This is a genomic window from Lysobacter enzymogenes, from assembly GCF_017168095.1.
Lineage (GTDB): Bacteria > Pseudomonadota > Gammaproteobacteria > Xanthomonadales > Xanthomonadaceae > Lysobacter > Lysobacter enzymogenes_D.
Window position 1 is genome coordinate 1 of the sequence record NZ_LXSD01000467.1, and the last position, 16958, is coordinate 16958.

General features: G+C 70.1%; 12 protein-coding genes and 2 riboswitches. Of the genes, 7 read left to right on the plus strand and 5 right to left on the minus strand.

What is annotated here, in order from left to right:
- From A7A76_RS19780 to A7A76_RS19790, 3 genes are all read left to right on the plus strand, one after another.
- Positions 1–912 (plus strand): GGDEF domain-containing protein (locus A7A76_RS19780; RefSeq protein WP_206412880.1); only part of this gene is annotated, 912 nt, incomplete at its 5' end.
- Positions 913–1154: 242 nt separating this feature from the next.
- The gene (locus A7A76_RS19785) at positions 1155–1811 is read left to right on the plus strand and encodes an ATP-binding cassette domain-containing protein (protein WP_206412881.1); all 657 of its coding nucleotides are present in this window, start codon (positions 1155–1157) and stop codon (positions 1809–1811) included.
- Positions 1808–3214: a hypothetical protein gene (locus A7A76_RS19790; RefSeq protein WP_206412882.1), complete on the plus strand. Its 1407-nt coding sequence runs from the start codon at positions 1808–1810 to the stop codon at positions 3212–3214. The genes A7A76_RS19785 and A7A76_RS19790 overlap by 4 nt, the downstream gene beginning before the upstream one ends.
- A gap of 94 nt (positions 3215–3308) precedes the next feature.
- On the opposite strand, the gene metE is transcribed toward A7A76_RS19790, so the two are convergent.
- Positions 3309–5588 carry a 5-methyltetrahydropteroyltriglutamate--homocysteine S-methyltransferase gene (gene metE, locus A7A76_RS19795; RefSeq protein ID WP_206412883.1) on the minus strand — a complete coding sequence of 760 codons (2280 nt, stop codon included), beginning with the start codon at positions 5586–5588 and terminating at the stop codon, positions 3309–3311.
- A 187-nt stretch (positions 5589–5775) separates the two neighbouring features.
- Positions 5776–6044, minus strand: a riboswitch (cobalamin riboswitch).
- A gap of 411 nt (positions 6045–6455) precedes the next feature.
- Between metE and A7A76_RS19800 the strand changes: the two genes are divergently transcribed.
- Positions 6456–7622: a hypothetical protein gene (locus tag A7A76_RS19800; RefSeq protein ID WP_206412884.1), complete on the plus strand. Its 1167-nt coding sequence runs from the start codon at positions 6456–6458 to the stop codon at positions 7620–7622.
- Positions 7623–7820: 198 nt separating this feature from the next.
- Positions 7821–9974, plus strand: a complete 2154-nt coding sequence (locus A7A76_RS19805; RefSeq protein WP_206412885.1) for a TonB-dependent receptor — start codon at positions 7821–7823, stop codon at positions 9972–9974.
- A gap of 341 nt (positions 9975–10315) precedes the next feature.
- Here the strand turns inward: A7A76_RS19805 and A7A76_RS19810 are convergent, their stop codons facing one another.
- The 3 genes from A7A76_RS19810 to A7A76_RS19820 all read right to left on the minus strand — a co-directional run bounded on the left by A7A76_RS19810 (position 10316) and on the right by A7A76_RS19820 (position 13064).
- A complete protein-coding gene (locus A7A76_RS19810; RefSeq protein WP_206412886.1) occupies positions 10316–11362 on the minus strand; it encodes an aldo/keto reductase in 1047 nt (348 codons plus the stop codon).
- Between the two features lie 135 nt (positions 11363–11497).
- Positions 11498–11857, minus strand: coding sequence for an acyl-CoA thioesterase (locus A7A76_RS19815; protein WP_241201061.1), 360 nt, complete (start codon positions 11855–11857; stop codon positions 11498–11500).
- Between the two features lie 154 nt (positions 11858–12011).
- On the minus strand, positions 12012–13064 hold the full coding sequence (locus A7A76_RS19820; protein ID WP_206412890.1) for a ribonucleotide-diphosphate reductase subunit beta: 1053 nt from the start codon (positions 13062–13064) through the stop codon (positions 12012–12014).
- 61 nt (positions 13065–13125) lie between these two features.
- On the opposite strand from A7A76_RS19820, the gene A7A76_RS19825 reads away from it, so the two are divergent.
- A complete protein-coding gene (locus A7A76_RS19825) occupies positions 13126–13479 on the plus strand; it encodes a four helix bundle protein (protein ID WP_343225374.1) in 354 nt (117 codons plus the stop codon).
- Between the two features lie 44 nt (positions 13480–13523).
- Here the strand turns inward: A7A76_RS19825 and A7A76_RS19830 are convergent, their stop codons facing one another.
- Positions 13524–15875, minus strand: coding sequence for a ribonucleoside-diphosphate reductase subunit alpha (locus tag A7A76_RS19830; RefSeq protein ID WP_241201062.1), 2352 nt, complete (start codon positions 15873–15875; stop codon positions 13524–13526).
- Between the two features lie 408 nt (positions 15876–16283).
- A riboswitch (cobalamin riboswitch) is annotated at positions 16284–16593 on the minus strand.
- Between the two features lie 125 nt (positions 16594–16718).
- Between A7A76_RS19830 and A7A76_RS19835 the strand changes: the two genes are divergently transcribed.
- Positions 16719–16958: hypothetical protein (locus tag A7A76_RS19835; protein ID WP_206412896.1), on the plus strand; the 240-nt coding region annotated here is incomplete at its 3' end.

Genomic DNA, 16958 nt, shown 5'->3' on the forward strand with positions numbered 1-16958 from the left:
GGGCGCGCCTTCGTCGCCCGCGCCCGCACCGCCGCCGGCTGGAGCCTGTACGCGCTGGCGCCGCGCGAGCGCGCCGAGCGCGGCGCGTTCGAGCGGGCGATGCTGATGAGCCAGTTGCTGCTGCTGGCGGTGTTCGGCTCGGCGCTGGCGTTCGTGTGGTACGCGCGCGTGCTGGCGCGCGCCGCCTCGTCGTTGCTGCTGCGCCTGCGCGCCCTGGCCAGCGGCGCGGCGCCGGAGCCGGGCGCGCACGCCGACGACGCGCCGATGCCCGAGGAACTGCAGCCGGTGCTCGACGCCATCGTCGATCTGTCGGCGCGGCTCGAACACGCCCACGCCGAACTGCGCCAGAGCCTGGCCGAGCGCGAGAGCGAAGTCGTGCAACGCACCGCGCAACTGCGCGAGGCCCTGCGCGAGCTCGACCGGGTGGCCTGCACCGATCCCCTGACCGGCGCGCTCAACCGCCGCGGCCGCGACGAGTTCGTGCGCGCGCTGGCGGCGCAGGGCGCGCGCCTGGGCAGCGTGGCGGTGCTGCTGATCGACGTCGACCACTTCAAGGCCTACAACGACCGCTACGGCCATCGCGCCGGCGACGAGGCCTTGCGCGCGGCGGTCGCGGCGATCCGCGCCGAAGTGCGCGAAGGCGCCGACGCGGTGGTGCGCAGCGGCGGCGAGGAATTCTGCGTGCTGATCCCCGGCGTCGGCCGGGCGCGCGCGCTCAACATCGCCCGCGCGATCCTGCGCGGCGTGCATCGCCGCGACATCGAGCACCGCGACAGCGAACACGGGCGGCTGAGCTGCAGCATCGGCGTGGCGATGGCCTATGCCGTGGACGAACTGGAGACGGCGATGGACCGCGCCGACGAGGCGCTGTACCGGGCCAAGCGGCGCGGGCGCAACGGGTACTGCTTCTGATGCGGCTGCTGCGGTGGCGCGGGCGCGCAACCGGCATCGCGCCTGGCCGCGTTTGGATCGGCCGGTTCGTCGGTGTCGATGAAATGTCCGGATTGCGCGCCTGCGCAGCGCTTTGATTTTCAGACGGGCACGAAATCGATGCCGCCGGGCGCCGGACCGATCCGGGCGCCCCAGCGCAAGCCGGCCAATTCCTTCGACCGCGCCCGCTCCGAAAAGCTCCTTCGAATACATGGACCGCAACGATGAACACGCTGGAATTGAACGGCATCGGCAAGAGCTACCGTAGCAAGCGCGTCCTCGACGGCGTGAACCACACCTTCGCGCCGGGCCTGACCTTGCTGGTGGGCCCCAGCGGCGCCGGCAAGTCGACCCTGCTCGCGCTGATCGCCAGCGCGCAGGCGCCCAGCCGCGGGCGCGTGCTGTGGAACGCGCAGCCGCTGCCGCGCGCCCGCGCCGCGTTGCGCCGCAGCCTGGGTCACGCGCCGCAAGCCGTGGACCTGCCCGAAGACCTCACCGCGCGCGAATTCGCCCGCCACATGGCCGCGCTCAAGGGCCTGCAGTTGCCCGCGGCGGATCGACAGTTCGCCGCCATCGCCGAGCGCATCGGCCTGCTCGCCGACATCCACCGCCCGATCGCGACCTTCTCCGGCGGCATGCGCCGGCGCGTCGTCTTCGCCCAGGCGCTGCTGGGCGCGCCCGGCCTGATCGCGCTCGACGAGCCGACCGCCGAACTCGACGCGGTCACCGCCGAACAGGTCAGCGGCCTGATCCTGGAGCGCGCGAACGAAGCGATCGTGGTGATGACCACGCACCTGGCCGATCGACTGGCCCCGCGCGCCGTCGAGGTGCTGCGCGTGCAGGACGGCGCGGTCGCGCGCGCCGGCGCGGTGGCGGCGTGAGCGCGCTCGCGGTCGTCCGCTCGTCGTTCGGCTCGTCGCTGCTGCGCTACCGGCGCAGTTGGGGGTTGTGGTTGCTGCTGCTGGCCGCGCCGGTCAGCGCGCGTTACTGGATCGCGGGCGAGCACGAGGCCTACGCCGCCATCGTCATCGACGGCAAGGCGCCGGTGCTGACCTCGGCGGTGCTGGGCCTGTCGCTGGGCATCATCGTCTCGATGCTGATGGTGCTCGGCGTCTTCGTTTACCTGCGTTCCAACACCACCCGGCGCCAGCCGTGGCAGATCGTGGAGACGACGGCGGCGTCGCGGGTCGCGCTGGTGTTCGGCCGTTTCGGCGCCGACCTCGCGGTGCTCGGCGCGGCCTTGCTGGCGACGACGCTGGCCGGCTGGATCCTGGCCTGGATCGTCGATCCGGCCGACGGCCGGCGCCTGCTGGATATCGCGCTCGGCCTGTGGCTGCCGGCCGCGCCGGTGCTGATGCTGGTCGCGGCGCTGCGCCAGCTGTTCGACGCGCTGCCGCCGACGCGCGGCGCGTTCGGCGATTTCGCGTTCTTCGTGTCTTGGATCGTCGCGCTGGTGATCGCGGTCGGCGGCGTCCACGGCGAGCGCGACGTCGCTGCGGGGATGAGCGATGTGTTCGGCTTCGTGCGCCCGCTGGCCGATGTGTTCGAACTCGGCCCCGACATCGGCGTGACGATCGGCCGCGCTTCGGTGTCGGCGGGGCGCATCGCTGTGGACGTCGGGCGCGAACTGACGTCGCCCGATTACATCTCCACGCGCCTGGCCTGGGCCGGCATCGCCGTCGCTTTGGCCTTGCTCGCCGGCATCGTTTATCGGCCGCATCGGCAGTCGCGGCGCTGGGGCCTGCGCGGCTGGATCGCGCGCGCATTCCAGGCCCGGCCGGTGGTGGCGCCGAGCGACGCCGGCGCGGCGGGCGCGGCGCGCTGGCCGTGGCTGGGCGTGTTCGTCGCCGAGTTCGGGCTGATCCTGCCGGGACGCTTTTGGCGCGCGCTCGCCTGCGGCGCCGCGTTGCTGGCCTGGACCGGCGGCGACTTCCGCCGCGCCGCGGCGCCAGCGATCGGGCTGCTGTTGATCTTCGCCCTATCCGCGCATGCCGGCCGCAGCGAAGCCGCTGGGCTGCTCGCCCTGAGCCGGACGGCGGCGATCGCGCCGATGGTCCGGCGCGCGTTGTTCGTCGTCGCCGGCATCGCCTGGGCGGCGCTGCTGGCGGCGCCGGCGATCCTGGCCGGATTCGGTCGCGGCGACACCGCGCCGCTGTCGATCGCGCTGGCCGGCGGCGCGATCGTCGCGGGCGTGTCGATCGCGCTGGGCGCGTGGTCGCGTTCGCCGACGCCGGCGCGGCTGTTGCTGCTGGTGGCCTGGTATTCCTGGATGACCGGCGGCTAGCGGCCGCCGGCCCGCAGTCGTCCGCGGCGGCGACGCAGGCCGTCGCCGCCGCGAACCCGGCGCGCCGCGCAAGCGCGCGGCGCGCGGGGGCGAATCAAGCCGTCGCCGTCGCCGCCTCGCGCAAACCCTGCGCCGCGCCGACCATCGCCCGCAACGCCGCGCGCACTTCCGGCCAGCCGCGGGTCTTCAGGCCGCAGTCGGGGTTGACCCACAGCTGCGCCGGTTCCAGCACGTCCAGCGCCTTGTCCAGCAGCTCGCGCATCTCGGTTTCGTCGGGCACGCGCGGGGAGTGGATGTCGTAGACGCCCGGGCCGATGCCGTTGGGGTAGCGGTAGCGCACGAACGCGTCGAGCAGCTCCATGCGCGAGCGCGAGGTCTCGATCGAGATCACGTCGGCGTCGAGCGCGGCGACCGCGTCGATGATGTCGTTGAACTCCGCGTAGCACATGTGGGTGTGGATCTGGGTCGCGTCCGCGACGCCGCTGGCGGCCAGGCGGAAGCTTTCGCCGGCCCAGTCCAGGTACGCCGGCCAGTCGCTGCGGCGCAGCGGCAGGCCTTCGCGCAAGGCCGGTTCGTCGATCTGGATCGCGGCGATGCCGGCGGCCTCCAGGTCCAGCACTTCCTCGCGCAGCGCCAGCGCGATCTGCCGGCAGCTGTCGGCGCGCGGCTGGTCGTCGCGCACGAACGACCACTGCAGGATCGTCACCGGCCCGGTCAGCATGCCCTTGACCGGCTTGACCGCGTGATCCTGGGCGAAGCGGCTCCATTCCACCGTCATCGGCCTGGGCCGGGCGACATCGCCGAACAGCACCGGCGGCTTGACGCAGCGCGAGCCGTAGCTCTGCACCCAGCCGTGCGAGGTGAAGGCGAAGCCGTCGAGTTGTTCGCCGAAGTATTCGACCATGTCGTTGCGCTCGAACTCGCCGTGCACCAGCACGTCGATGCCGAGCGCTTCCTGCTCGCGCAGGCACTGCACGGTTTCGTTCTGCAGGAACGCGCGATAGCCGGCGTCGTCCAGGCGCCCGGCCTTGTGCTCGGCGCGGGCGTGGCGCACCTGCGCGGTCTGCGGGAACGAGCCGATGGTGGTGGTCGGGAACGGCGGCAGGTTCAGGCGCTGCTGCTGCAGGCGCGCGCGCTGCGGGTAGGCGCTGGCGCGGCGGGTCATCGCCGGCTCGATCGCGGCCAGGCGCTTGCGCACCTGCGCGTTGCGCAGCAGCGGCGAGGCCAGGCGCGCGGCGCGCGCGCTGGCGGCCTGGGCCAGTTCGCCTTCGGCCGCGGCGTCGCCGGCCAGGGCGCCGGCGATCAGGCGCAGCTCTTCGATCTTCTGCTTCGCATAGGCCATCCACTGCTTCAGCGGGCCGGGCAGTTTGCGTTCCAGTTCGAGGTCGGTGGGCACGTGCAGCAGCGAGCACGACGGCGCCAGCCAGCGCGCGCGTTCGCCGGCGCGGCGCGCCAGGCTCAGCGCGGCGTCGAGGTCGGCGCGCCAGATGTTGCGGCCGTCGACCACGCCCAGGCTCAGCGCGGTGTCCTGCGGCAGCAGCGGCAGCACCGCTTCGAGCTGCTGCGGCGCGCGCACCAGGTCCAGGTGCAGCGCCTGCACCGGCAACTGCGCGGCCAGCGCGGCGTTGTCGCCGAGCGCGCCGAAGTAGGTGGCGAGCAGGCGCTGCGGCGAGTCGGCCTGGGCGAGCGCGTCGAAGGCGCGGCGGTAGGCGGCGCGGTCGGCGTCGTCGAGGTCCAGCGCCAGCGCCGGTTCGTCGATCTGCACCCATTGCGCGCCGGCCGCCTTGAGCGTGGCCAGCAGCTCGGCGTAGGCCGGCAGCAGCGCATCGAGCAGCTCGCGCGGGTCGCCACCATCGCTGCGCTTGCCGAGCTTGAGCAAGGTGACCGGGCCGAGCAGCACCGGCCGCGCGTCCAGGCCCAGCGCCTGCGCCTGGGCCAGTTCCGCCAGCGGCTTGTCGGCGCGCAGCGAGAAGCGCTGGCCCGGTTCGAACTGCGGGACCAGGTAGTGGTAGTTGGTGTCGAACCACTTGGTCATTTCCAGCGCGCGCAGATCGCGGCGGCCGTCCTGCAGGCCGCGGGCGAGGGCGAAGTAGCCGGTCAGCGGATCCTCTTCGAACGCGGCGCGGTGCGAGGCCGGGACGGCGTCGAACAGCACCGCGGTGTCGAGGACGTGGTCGTAGAGCGAGAAATCGTTGCACGGCACGCTGTCGGCGCCGGCCGCGGCGGCCAGGCGCCAGTGGCGCTCGCGCAGCGCGGCGGCGGCGGCCTGCAGCGCGGCGGCGTCGCTGTCGCCTTTCCAGAACGATTCCAGGGCTTGCTTGAGCTCGCGCCGCGCGCCGATGCGCGGGAAGCCGAGGGTGGTGACGCTGATCATGATGAGTACCTGCGATGCGTGGGCATGACGCAGGGCAACGAAGGAGACCACGGCCGCGCCCGCCCGCACGCGTGCGCGCCGGACTGCGGAACGATCCGTTGGCTTCGACCTCCGCCCCCGCGGGCGAACCGGCCCGCGCCGCCCGCGCGCGAACGCGGGACGAGGCGGAGCCGGAGTCGGACGGAAGGCGCACCTTCCGGTCGCGGCAGGTCTTCGGGCTCGGGACTTTGGGGCTGGGAGATAGCGGTTAGGAGTTGGGAGATAGAGAAAGCTCGTTTTTGCTATCTCCCAACTCCTAACCGCTATCTCCTCAATCCCAGCCTACAGGGCCGCTTCCCAGGCTCACCGCCCAGTGCCAAGGCCCGTTCGTTTCCCATACCGCTGCGGGGCAGCTCCGGATTCGCACCGGATTCCCTCTGGCCGGCCGCGGCGCGAACCGTGGCCGGCGTGTCCCATCGCTTTATCTGCATGAAGCGATGTTCACCGAGACGCCGCCAAGGTACGCAGCGCCCGGGGCGAAGTCAAATGACATGAAGCGTTGTGCGGGGTTGGTCGCGGCGGAGCCGAAAGCGTCGGGCCTGAAAGGCCCTCCCACCGTTGCGATTTGGCTGTGGGAGGGCCTTTCAGGCCCGATGCTTTCCGGTCCGATCGCCACGACCGCCACGGTTTTGCCGCAGTTGCCGGCTGCGCCGCCGCCCCGGCCGCTCTCGGCCGGGGTTCATCCGTGCCCGGCCAAGATGAAGCCTCGCCCGCCTGCGCGCGCGCGCCTCGTTGAGCTTGGCCGAGGCTGCCGTTAACGTTTGCAGGCGCAGCGCGCGGCGCGGGCCAGGACGGTCCCGCGCGATCCCGACTCCGGTGGCTCGATACATGGTTCCGCAACGCTCCCCGTTCGCTCCCCGCAGGCTCCTGGCCGCCGCGCTCGCGTTGCTGTGCGCGCTGGCGCTGGCCGCCTGCGGCAAGGGCGAGCCGGCGCCCTCCAGCGCCGCGGTGACCCTGGGCAGCCAGAACGACATACCCAAGCCGGCGCCGGCGGCGGTCAGCGAGGAGGACATCCTCAAGGGCACCTACTGGCCGCCGGCCAGGCTCGACGGCGGCGTCGCCCGGATCAGCTGCGAATACGACTACCCGCGCTTCGGCGACGGCGACCAGCTCGAATCGCTGGATTTCTTCAGCCTGGTCGACGCGATGTCGCCGTGCCAGGCGCGCGGGGTGGTGCGGGTGCGCTACCAGGGCAAGATCGGCGCCGGCTTCACCGCGCTGGCGCAACGGGTGGCGGCGATGGCCGCGCGCATGGAGATCCCGACCCGCATCCTCGACATCGACTCCAGCGGCGGCCACGTCGAGGAGGCGCTGCGCGCCGGCGACTCCATCGCCGAATCGGGCTGGGCGATCTGGGTGCGCGAGGAGTCGGTCTGCCACAGCGCCTGCGTGCTGGTGCTGGCGGCCGGCGACACCCGTTCGATCGAGGGCAAGGTCGGCATCCACCGGCTGATGCGCGACCGCTCCACCGCGACCTCGCGCGCCGAGCTCAGCCGCGAGCTGCGCGCGATCAACCAGCAGGTGCGCGATTACCTGGAGCGCAACGGCGTGGCCACCGCGGTCTCGGACCTGATGATGACCGTGGCCAACCGCGACCTGCGCATCCTGACCCCGGACGAGCTCAAGCAATACGGCCTGGACGGCACCAACGCCGCCCAGGACGACCTCGACCGGATCCGCCTGGCGCGCAAGTGCGGCGACGATTTCGTGCGCCGCCGCGAATCCTTCCGCCGCGCGTTCGACGCGCAGTGCATGGGCACCGGCAAGAGCTTCGAATCCATGCCCGAATGCGCCGAGCAACTGCAGGCCAAGTTCGGTTTCCCCGACAAGGCCTGCCCGGGCGACAGTCCGGCGGATCTGTACGCGCGCGATCTGCCGCCGCCGTTGCTGGACGAGGTCGCCGCGGCCGAGGGCGGCGAGGGCAAGGCGGCGGAGGCCAAGAGCGCCGACGGCAAAGCCGACAAGCCGGCCAAGTCCGAGAAGTCGGAGAAGTAAGCGCGCGGCGATTCAGCGCGACAGCGCGCGCGGCGTCGCCGCGCGGCGCTGGCGGGCGCCGCGGCTTGCGACCGCCGCGCGCGTGCCGGACAATCGCCGCCCACCAGCCAGAGCCCGCACGGCTCCAGCCAACGACGTTTCGCGGATCCGCCTGCGCAAGCCGCAGTTCGGCCGATCCGCCCGGCAGGAGTCGTACGCATGTCCGTTCCGTTGTTCCGGCTGGCGCCGGCGCGTCTCGCGCTGGCCCTGGCTCCGCTGTGCTTCGCGCCGCTGGCCGCGGCCGCCGATGCGGTCGCCGCTCCCGCCGACGGCGCCGCAGCCGCCGCCGAGGCCGCACCGCCGGTGCACGAACTCGACCAGATCCAGGTGCACGGCGCGGCCGCGCCCAAGTTCGGCGCCCAGCGCAGCGTCAGCGCGACCAAGACCGACACGCCGCTGCTGGAAACCCCGCAGGCGGTGACCGTGCTGCCGCGCGCGCTGATCGACGCCCAGGGCGGGCGCTCGCTCAACGACATGCTGGCGCTGGTGCCGGGCGTGTCGCTCAACAACGGCGACGGCCAGCGCGATCAGGTCTTGATCCGCGGCTTCAGCGCGCTGGCCGATCAATACCTCGACGGCGTGCGCGACGACGCGATGTATTTCCGCGACCTCGCCAACGTCGAGCGCATCGAAGTGCTCAAGGGCCCGGCGGCGATGCTGTTCGGCCGCGGCTCGTCCGGCGGCCTGGTCAACCGCATCAGCAAGCAGCCGCTGGACGAAGCGCGCGCCTGGCTGCGCCTGTACGCCGACAGCGAGGGCGGGCGCCGCGGCGAATTCGACGCCACCGGCGCGCTCGGTCCTGGCGCCGGCCGCGTGGTCGCCGCGCTCGAGGATTCCGACACGTTCCGCGACCAGGGCTTCATCGAACGCTGGCTGATCGCGCCGTCCTACCGCTTCGACCTCGGCGGCGGCCAGTTGCTGCTGCAGGCCAGCGCGCAGCGCGACGAGCGGGTCACCGACTTCGGCATGCCGAGCCTGTTCGGGCGGCCGGTCGCGGTGCCGATCGATACCTACTACGGCTCGGCCGACGCGCGCCGCGACGACTTCAGCCGCGCCCGCGTCGACGTGTTCAACGCCGTCTACACCAAGACCCTGGCGCCGCAATGGGAACTGCGCGCGACCTTGCGCGGCACCGATTACGAACTGCGCCGCCGCAACACCTTGATCAGCGGCAATCCCTTCCTCAGCAACGGCCGCTGGATGTCGGCGCGCCGCCACGCCGGCAACGACCGCGACCAGCGCGCCTGGTTCGCCCAGACCGACCTGAGCTACGAAGGCGGCCGCCACCGCGTGCTGATCGGCGGCGAATTCAGCTACGAACGCAAGGACCAGGCCAGCTACGGCGGCCGCGCCAGCAACATCGACCTGCTCGCGCCGGCGCTCGACCGGCCGGCGTTCAACCCGCGCGCCGAAGCGGCCGCGCGCAGCCGGCTGCGCAACGCGGCGGTGTACGCGCAGGATCAGATCGCGTTGAGCGAGCAGTGGAAAGCGGTGCTGGGCGTGCGTTACGACGACTACCGCCAGCAGACCCGCGACCGCTTGAACGCCAACGCGCCGCGGCTGGACCGCAGCGATCGCGAATGGAGCCCGCGCCTGGGCCTGATCTGGATGCCGGCGCCGCAGCATTCGCTGTACGCCAGTTGGGGCGAGTCGTTCCAGCCTTCGGCCGAGAGCCTGCCGCTGAGCACGGTCAACGTCGACCTGAGCCCGGAAACCACCTCCAACCGCGAGCTCGGCTACAAGTTCGCCCGCGCCGACGGCCTGCTGAGCTTCGACGCGGCGGTGTTCGAAAGCGAGCGCGAGCACATCAAGACCACCGATCCGCTCGACCCGCGCCGGCAGGTCGGCGTCGGCACCCAGCGCACCCGCGGCGGCGAATTGGGGCTGGCGGCTTCGTTGCTGGATCAGCGCCTGGATCTGTACGCGGGCTACGCCTATCTCGATGGGCGCATCACCAAGTCCAACAACGTCGCCAGCGGCGTCGCCTTCCAGGGCAAGGTTTCGCCGCTGACGCCGCGCCACAGCGCCTCGCTGTATGCCGAGTACGCGCTCGGCGCAGGCTTCAGCGTCGGCGCGCTGGCCCAGCACGTGTCGTTGCAGTACGCCGCGCCGACCAACCTCAGCGCGCTGCCGGCGTTCACTCGTTTCGATGTCAACGCGCGTTACCGCCGCGGGCCGTGGGATTGGCGCCTGCGCCTGGAGAATGCGTTCGACAAGCGTTATTTCGCTTCGGCGCACGGGTCGGTGGACGGGTTCAACGCGCCGGGCGCGCCGCGGACGGTGAGTTTGACCGTGGATTACCGGTTCTTCTGAGGTCGCGTTGTTGCTGCCCTTCGCGGCCTGAGGCCGCATCCTGAGGCCGTGCCTCAAGGCCGTGTCCAGAGGTTGCGCCATGAGAGACGCTTTGCAGGTCGCGCAACTCATGCCCCGAACGCCCGGCATCCTCCCACCCCCGTCATTCCGGCGAAAGCCGGAATCCATTTTGATTTTGCCGTTTCGCTCTTCCGGCCGCCGCAAGGGCAACGGCAAAATGGATTCCGGCTTTCGCCGGAATGACGGGGTGGGAGTTGCGGGCGGAGGCTCAAAAGGCGCGGCAATCGGCTGCGGCGCCTTCCTGCGCAGACGCGGCTACGCCGCGCCTGGCCGACTCCGCCTTACCAATCCCGCCGCACCTGCGCCCCGCCGAACATCGCGCCGACGATCCCGGGCAACGCCAGGAAATCGTGCGGGAACCCCAATGCGATGGCGCTGGCTTGTTCCAACCGCTCGATTTGCGCCGCGCTGAGCGCGACCTCCAGCGCGCCCAGGTTCTGCAGCAACTGCGCCTGGGTGCGCGCGCCGATCACCGGCACGATCGCGCCGGGCCGCTGCAGCGTCCACGCCAGCGCGACCTGCGCCGCGGGGCGTTCGAGTTCGCGCGCGATCTCGACCACGACCTGCGCGATGTCCAGCGCGCGCTCGGTCAGCGCGCCGTTGCCGATGGCGACCGCGCGCCGGCCTTGCGCGGTGGCCGGGTCGAGATCGGCGCGCGAATATTTTCCGGTCAGCACGCCCGAGGCCAGCGGCGACCACGCGCTCACGCCGAGGCCGAGTTCGCGCGCCATCGGTAGCAGTTCGCGTTCGCTCTCGCGCTGGGCCAGGCTGTATTCGGTCTGCAGCGCCACCAGCGGCGACCAGCCGCGCAGTTCGGCCAGGGTCTGCAGGCGCGCGGCCTGCCACGCCGGCAGGTCGGAGACGCCGGCGTAGAGGAGCTTGCCGGCGCGCACCAAGTCGTCGAAACCGCGCATGACTTCCTCGACCGGCGTGGTCGCGTCCCAGGCGTGCAGGTACAGCAGATCGATGTAATCGGTGCCGAGCCGGCGCAGGCTGGCTTCGACCGAGCGGCGCAGGTTCTTGCGGTGGTTGCCGCCGGCGTTGGGATCGCCCGGATCGGTGCACAGCGAGAACTTGGTGGCGATCACCAACCGGTCGCGGCGTCCCTGGGCGAAGCGGCCGAGCAGGGTTTCCGAACTGCCGCCGGTGTAGAAATTCGCGGTGTCGAAGTAATTGCCGCCGCGTTCGAGATAGGTCTCGAACACGCTGCGCGCTTCGTTTTCGTCGCTGCCCCAGCCCCAATCCTGGCCGAAGGTCATGGTGCCCAGACAGATCGGGCTGATGCGCAGGCCGGAGCGGCCCAGGGTGCGGTAGTGGTCCAGTGGCATCGCGCGGTATCCGAGGTGGAGGTGCGGCGACTGTAGGAATCGCGCGCGCTCCGGACTATCCGCGTCTTGCGCCGGCGCGCGCGTGCGCCGGATCGCTGTGTTGCATCGGCGGCCGCGTTCGCGCGGCCGCCAGGCTCAGGCGGCCGGCAGCGGCGGCACCGGCGTCGGCTTGCCCTCGGTATCGAGCGCGATCATGGTGAAGCGCCCGCGCGTGGCCAGCTGCGATTCGCCGGTCAGCAGGTCTTCGCGGATCATCTCCACTTCCACCTGCATCGAGGTGCGGCCGGTTTCGACCACGCGCGCGATCAGCTCCACAAGCGCGCCCTTGGGCACCGGCGTGTGGAAATCGATCTGCTCCGAGCGCGCGGTGACCACGGTACGGCGCGCGTAGCGCGAGGCGGCGATGAAGGCGGCCTTGTCCATCCACGCCAGCGCCTGGCCGCCGAACAGCGTGCCGAGGTGGTTGGTGTGGTCGGGGAAGACGATCTCGGTCATGCGGGCTTCGGTCATGGAGCTAGGAGATAGCGAGTGGGAGATAGGAGATAGCAAGAGATGGCGGGTAGGGGGTAGGGGGCGCAGAGGCGGAAGCGTGAAGAGGCGGGATCGGTTTCCGGCTATCTCCCAACTCCTATCCGCTATCTCCTGTTTTTCAGAACGCTTCATCGAACGCCACTTCGCCCTGCACGCCGACCTGATACGCCGACACGCGCCGCTCGAAGAAGTTGGTCACTTCCTGCACGTCCTGCAGGTCCATGAACGCGAACGGGTTGGTCGAACCGAAGTGCTTGGGCATGCCGAGCTGGACCATGCGCTGGTCGGCGCAGTACTCCAGGTACTGGCGCATGTCCTTCAGCGACAGGCCGACCACGCCGCCGGACAGCACGTCCTGGGCGAACTGGTACTCGCAGTCCACCGCTTCCTCGAACATCTTCACCACCTGCGCGCGCAGGTCGGCGTCGAACAGGTCCGGCTCTTCCTCGCGCGCGGTGCGGATCACCTCAAACGCGAACGCCATGTGGCAGCTCTCGTCGCGGAACACCCAGTTGGTGCCCGAGGCCAGGCCGTTGAGCAGGCCGCGCGAACGCAGGTAATAGACGTAGGCGAAGGCGGCGAAGAAGAACAGGCCCTCGATGCAGCCGGCGAAGCAGATCAGGTTGAGCAGGAACTGGCGGCGCTGCTCGCGCGTCTCGACCCGCTTCAGGTCCTGGATCGAGTCGATCCAGCGGAAGCAGAACTCGGCCTTGGCCCGGATCGAGGGGATGTTCTCGACCGCGTCGAAGGCCTTGGCGCGCTCGTTCGGGTCGGGCAGGTAGGTGTCGAGCAGGGTCAGGTAGAACTGCACGTGCAGCGCTTCCTCGTACAGCTGCCGCGACAGGTACATGCGCGCTTCCGGCGCGTTGATGTGCTGGTACAGGTTCAGCACCAGGTTGTTGGCGACGATGCTGTCGCCGGTGGCGAAGAACGCGACCAGCCGCTCGACCAGATGCCGCTCGGCCGGGCCGAACTTGTGCTTGAGGTCGTTGACGTCCTGCGAGAAATCCACTTCCTCGACGGTCCAGGTGTTGCGGATGGCGTCGCGGTACATCTCGTAGAACTGCGCGTAGCGCATCGGGCGCAGGGTCAGGTCGAAGCCTGGATCCAGCAGCTTGGGAGCTAGTGGATAGGAGTTAGAAGATAGCGAGGAGGTCGCTGACGAGGACATGGGTGGTTTTCCTAGTGCGGGAGTGCGGTCGATGGGCAACCTTGGAGACGAGGAGGTGGCCGTGCACTACCAAGAAACTGTGATTTGGAGCAAAGCCATCCGGCTTGCCGAGCGTGTGTGCTCGGTGTCGGCGAAGCTGCCAGGGGAGGAAAGATTTGGCGTTAGGTTGCAGTTGACGAGGGCGGCTATATCGGTAGCGAGCAACATAGCGGAAGGGTGGGCGCGGGAATCCAAAAAGGAGCGTAGGCAGTTTCTGTCCATCGCAAGCGGTTCCTTGGCGGAACTTCACACCCAACTGCTGATCTGCGAACGAGTGGGGTGGCTCAACGAACCGGACTTGTCAGAAGTAAAGGCACTGATCGACCAAGTCGGCCGCATGCTCACCACACTGAGAAAGGCGGCCAGAACCGTCTGACCGCTCTTTCTATCTCCTAACTACTATCCGCTATCTCCCAAGCCTCACTGGCACGCCTCGCAAGCCTCCGGATTCTCCAGCGAGCAGGCGATCGCCTCGTCCTCGCTGTACTCCGGCTTCGGCGCCACCGGCGCCGCCGGCGCGCTGACCGTGGTCTTGGCGATCTTGGTCGCCGGGCGCGAGCGCAGGTAGTACGTGGTCTTCAGGCCCTTCTTCCAGGCGTACATGTACATCGAGCTGAGCTGGCCGATGTTCGGGCTCTCGATGAACAAGTTGAGCGACTGGCTCTGATCGATGAACGCGCCGCGGTCGGCGGCCATGTCGATCAGCGAGCGCATCGGCAGTTCCCACGCGGTGCGGTAGACCTGGCGCAGCGATTCGGGAATCTCGGTCACCGCCTGGATCGAGCCTTCGGCCATCTTGATCCGGTCGCGCATCTCCGCGGTCCACAGGCCGAGCTTTTTGAGCTCCTCGACCAGATACTTGTTGACCACCAGGAAGTCGCCCGACAGGGTTTCGCGCTTGAACAGGTTCGACACCTGCGGCTCGATGCACTCGTAGCAGCCGGCGATCGAGGCGATGGTCGCGGTCGGCGCGATCGCCACCAGCAGCGAGTTGCGCAGGCCGTGCTGCTTGATCCGCGCGCGCAACTCGGCCCAGCGCTCGGGCTGCGACGGTTCCACGCCCCAGGCTTCGAACTGCAGTTCGCCGCCGCTGGCGCGGGTGTCGTCGAAGGCCGGGTGCTTGCCGTGCTCCATCGCCAGCTCGTTCGAGGCCGACAGGGCGTGGAAGTAGATGGCCTCGGCGATCTCGCGGCCGAGCTTGCGCGCCGGCTCGGAGTCGAACGGCAGGCGCAGCTTGAAGAACACGTCCTGCAGGCCCATCGTGCCCAGGCCGACCGGACGCCAGCGCAGGTTGGCGCGGCGCGCGGTTTCGATCGGGTAGAAGTTCAGGTCGATCACGCGGTCGAGCTGGCGCACGGCCAGGCGCACGGTCTCGGCGAGCTTGTCGAAATCGAACGCGCCCTTGCCGTCCTCGAAGATCTCGACGTGGTGCGAGAGGTTGATCGAGCCGAGGTTGCACACCGCGGTCTCGTCCTGCGAGGTCACTTCCAGGATCTCGGTGCACAGGTTGGACAGGTGCACCACGTTGCCGTCGCGCAGGGTCTGGTTGCAGGCGCGGTTGGACTTGTCCTTGAAGTTCATCCAGCCGTTGCCGGTCTGGGCCAGGGTGCGCATCATCCGCGCGTAGATGTCGCGCGCCTTGACCTTCTTCACCGCAAGGCCGGCGGCTTCGGCGGCGCGGTAGGCGCGCTCGAACGACTCGCCCCACAGGTCGGTCAGCTGCGGCACCTTGGCCGGATCGAACAGCGACCAGTCCGCATCGGCCTCGACCCGGCGCATGAATTCGTCGGGAATCCAGTTGGCGAGGTTGAGGTTGTGGGTGCGGCGCGCTTCGTCGCCGGTGTTGTCGCGCAGCTCCAGGAATTCCTCGATGTCGGCGTGCCACGGCTCCAGGTACACGCAGGCCGCGCCCTTGCGCTTGCCGCCCTGGTTGACCGCGGCCACCGACGCGTCGAGCGTCTTCAGCCACGGCACGATGCCGTTGCTCAGGCCGTTGGTGGAACGGATCAGCGAGCCGCGCGCGCGGATGCGGGTGTAGCTCAGGCCGATGCCGCCGCTGAACTTGCTCAGCTTGGCCACGTCCATGTAGCGCTTGTAGATCGCTTCCAGCGAGTCTTCCGGCGAATCCAGCAGGAAGCAGCTCGACAGCTGCTCGTGGGTGGTGCCGGAATTGAACAGGGTCGGCGAGGACGGGATGTAGTCGAGCTGGGCCATGCGCCGGTACAGCGCCAGCGCGTCGGACACGTCCTCGCTCAACGCGCAGGCGATGCGCAGGAAGAACTGCTGCGGGGTCTCGATGACGGTGCGCGCGGTCGGGTGGCGCAGCAGATAGCGGTCGTACAGGGTGCGCAGGCCGAAGTAGTCGAACCTGGCGTCGAGGTTGCGGTCGATCGCGTCGTTGAGCTTGCGCGCGTTGGCCTGGACGAAGTCGAGCAGGCGCTGGTTGATCAGGCCCAGGTCGAAGCCGCGCTGGATCGACTGCGAGAACGCGTGGATCTCGATCCCGGCGACTTCCTTCTCGATCACCCCGGCGAGCAGGCGCGCGGCGAGGCGACCGTATTCGGGCTCCTCGGCGGTCAGCAGCGCGGCGGTGCGGATCGACAGTTCGTCGAGCTCGCGCGTGGTCGCGCCGTCGTACAGGCCGGAGATGGTGCGGGTGGACACGCGCATCGGATCGACCGAATACAAGCCTTCGGCGCAGCGGGTCACCGCGCGCACGATCTTGTTGAGGTCGACCGGCTCGCGGCGGCCGCTGCGCTTGGTCACGCTCATCGTCAGGTTGGCGGCCGGCGGGGTCAGGGCGAAACCCGGGGCGTCCTGTGCGCTGCGTTGGGGTTTGACCGCGGCGGCGGGGACGCTGGCGGCGTCCGTGGCGGGGGCGACGGACGAATCGGTTTCTAGTGTGGTCATGGCATTGCTCCGGGGCGTGGGTGCACGGTGCGGAGAACGCGGACGCGCCATCGACGACGGGCCGCGCAGCGGCGTCGTTTACGGCACGGCCGCGCCCCCGCGGGCGCGGAGCATCGGAGCGCTGGCTGGGTGTCGCGCGCGCCGGAGCGTTCCGGGCACGGGCCGCTCCGCGCATGGCGCCGAAGCGGTCGGACGCGACGGTGGCCCCGTCGTGCCGCGACACCGGCCGGTCTTCCCCCGAAGACTCCATTGGGCCGGGACCGCGCGGTTGTGCGACGCGCGGCTGTCGGCAGGTCTTCGGGCTCGGAACTTTGGAGCCAGGAGATAGCGAATAGGAGTTAGGAGATAGCAAAAGCGGCTTTCGCTACCTTCTAACTCCTATTCGCTATCTCCTGGCCCGCTGCCTACTGGGGCCGCTTCCCAGACGCTCGCCGCGCCCAGTGCCATGACCCGTTCGTTTCCCATACCGCTGCGGGGCAGCGCCGGCTTTGGAGGCCGCCGCGATGCTCCGCGGCCGCTTCCCTACCGGCTTCCCTTTTCATCCGGTCTCTCGACCGGCACCGACGGGACACAACATAGTGGGGTTGAACGATTTCGTCAACGCGATATGTGGTGAGTCAGCAAGGTATGCATGGGGTGAAGGCCAGCCCCGCAGCAGGCCTGGGTTGGTGTAACGTGCCCGCCATAAGGATAGGGGAAAGCGTGATGGAATCGCTGATTGTCTTGCTGGTGCTGGTGGTCCTGGCGGTGCCGGTGCTGCTGGTGGTGGCGCTGGTCCAGCTCGCCTCCGTGCGCGGCCGGGTGGCCGGGCTGGAGCGCGAAGTCGAGCGCCTGCGCCAGTCGGGCGGGCCGGCGCGCAACGAGGCGACCCTGGCCGAGCTGACCGCGCGCGAGAACGCGGCGCGGGCGCAGGGCGAACGCGCTGCGACGCCGTCCGTCGCCGCC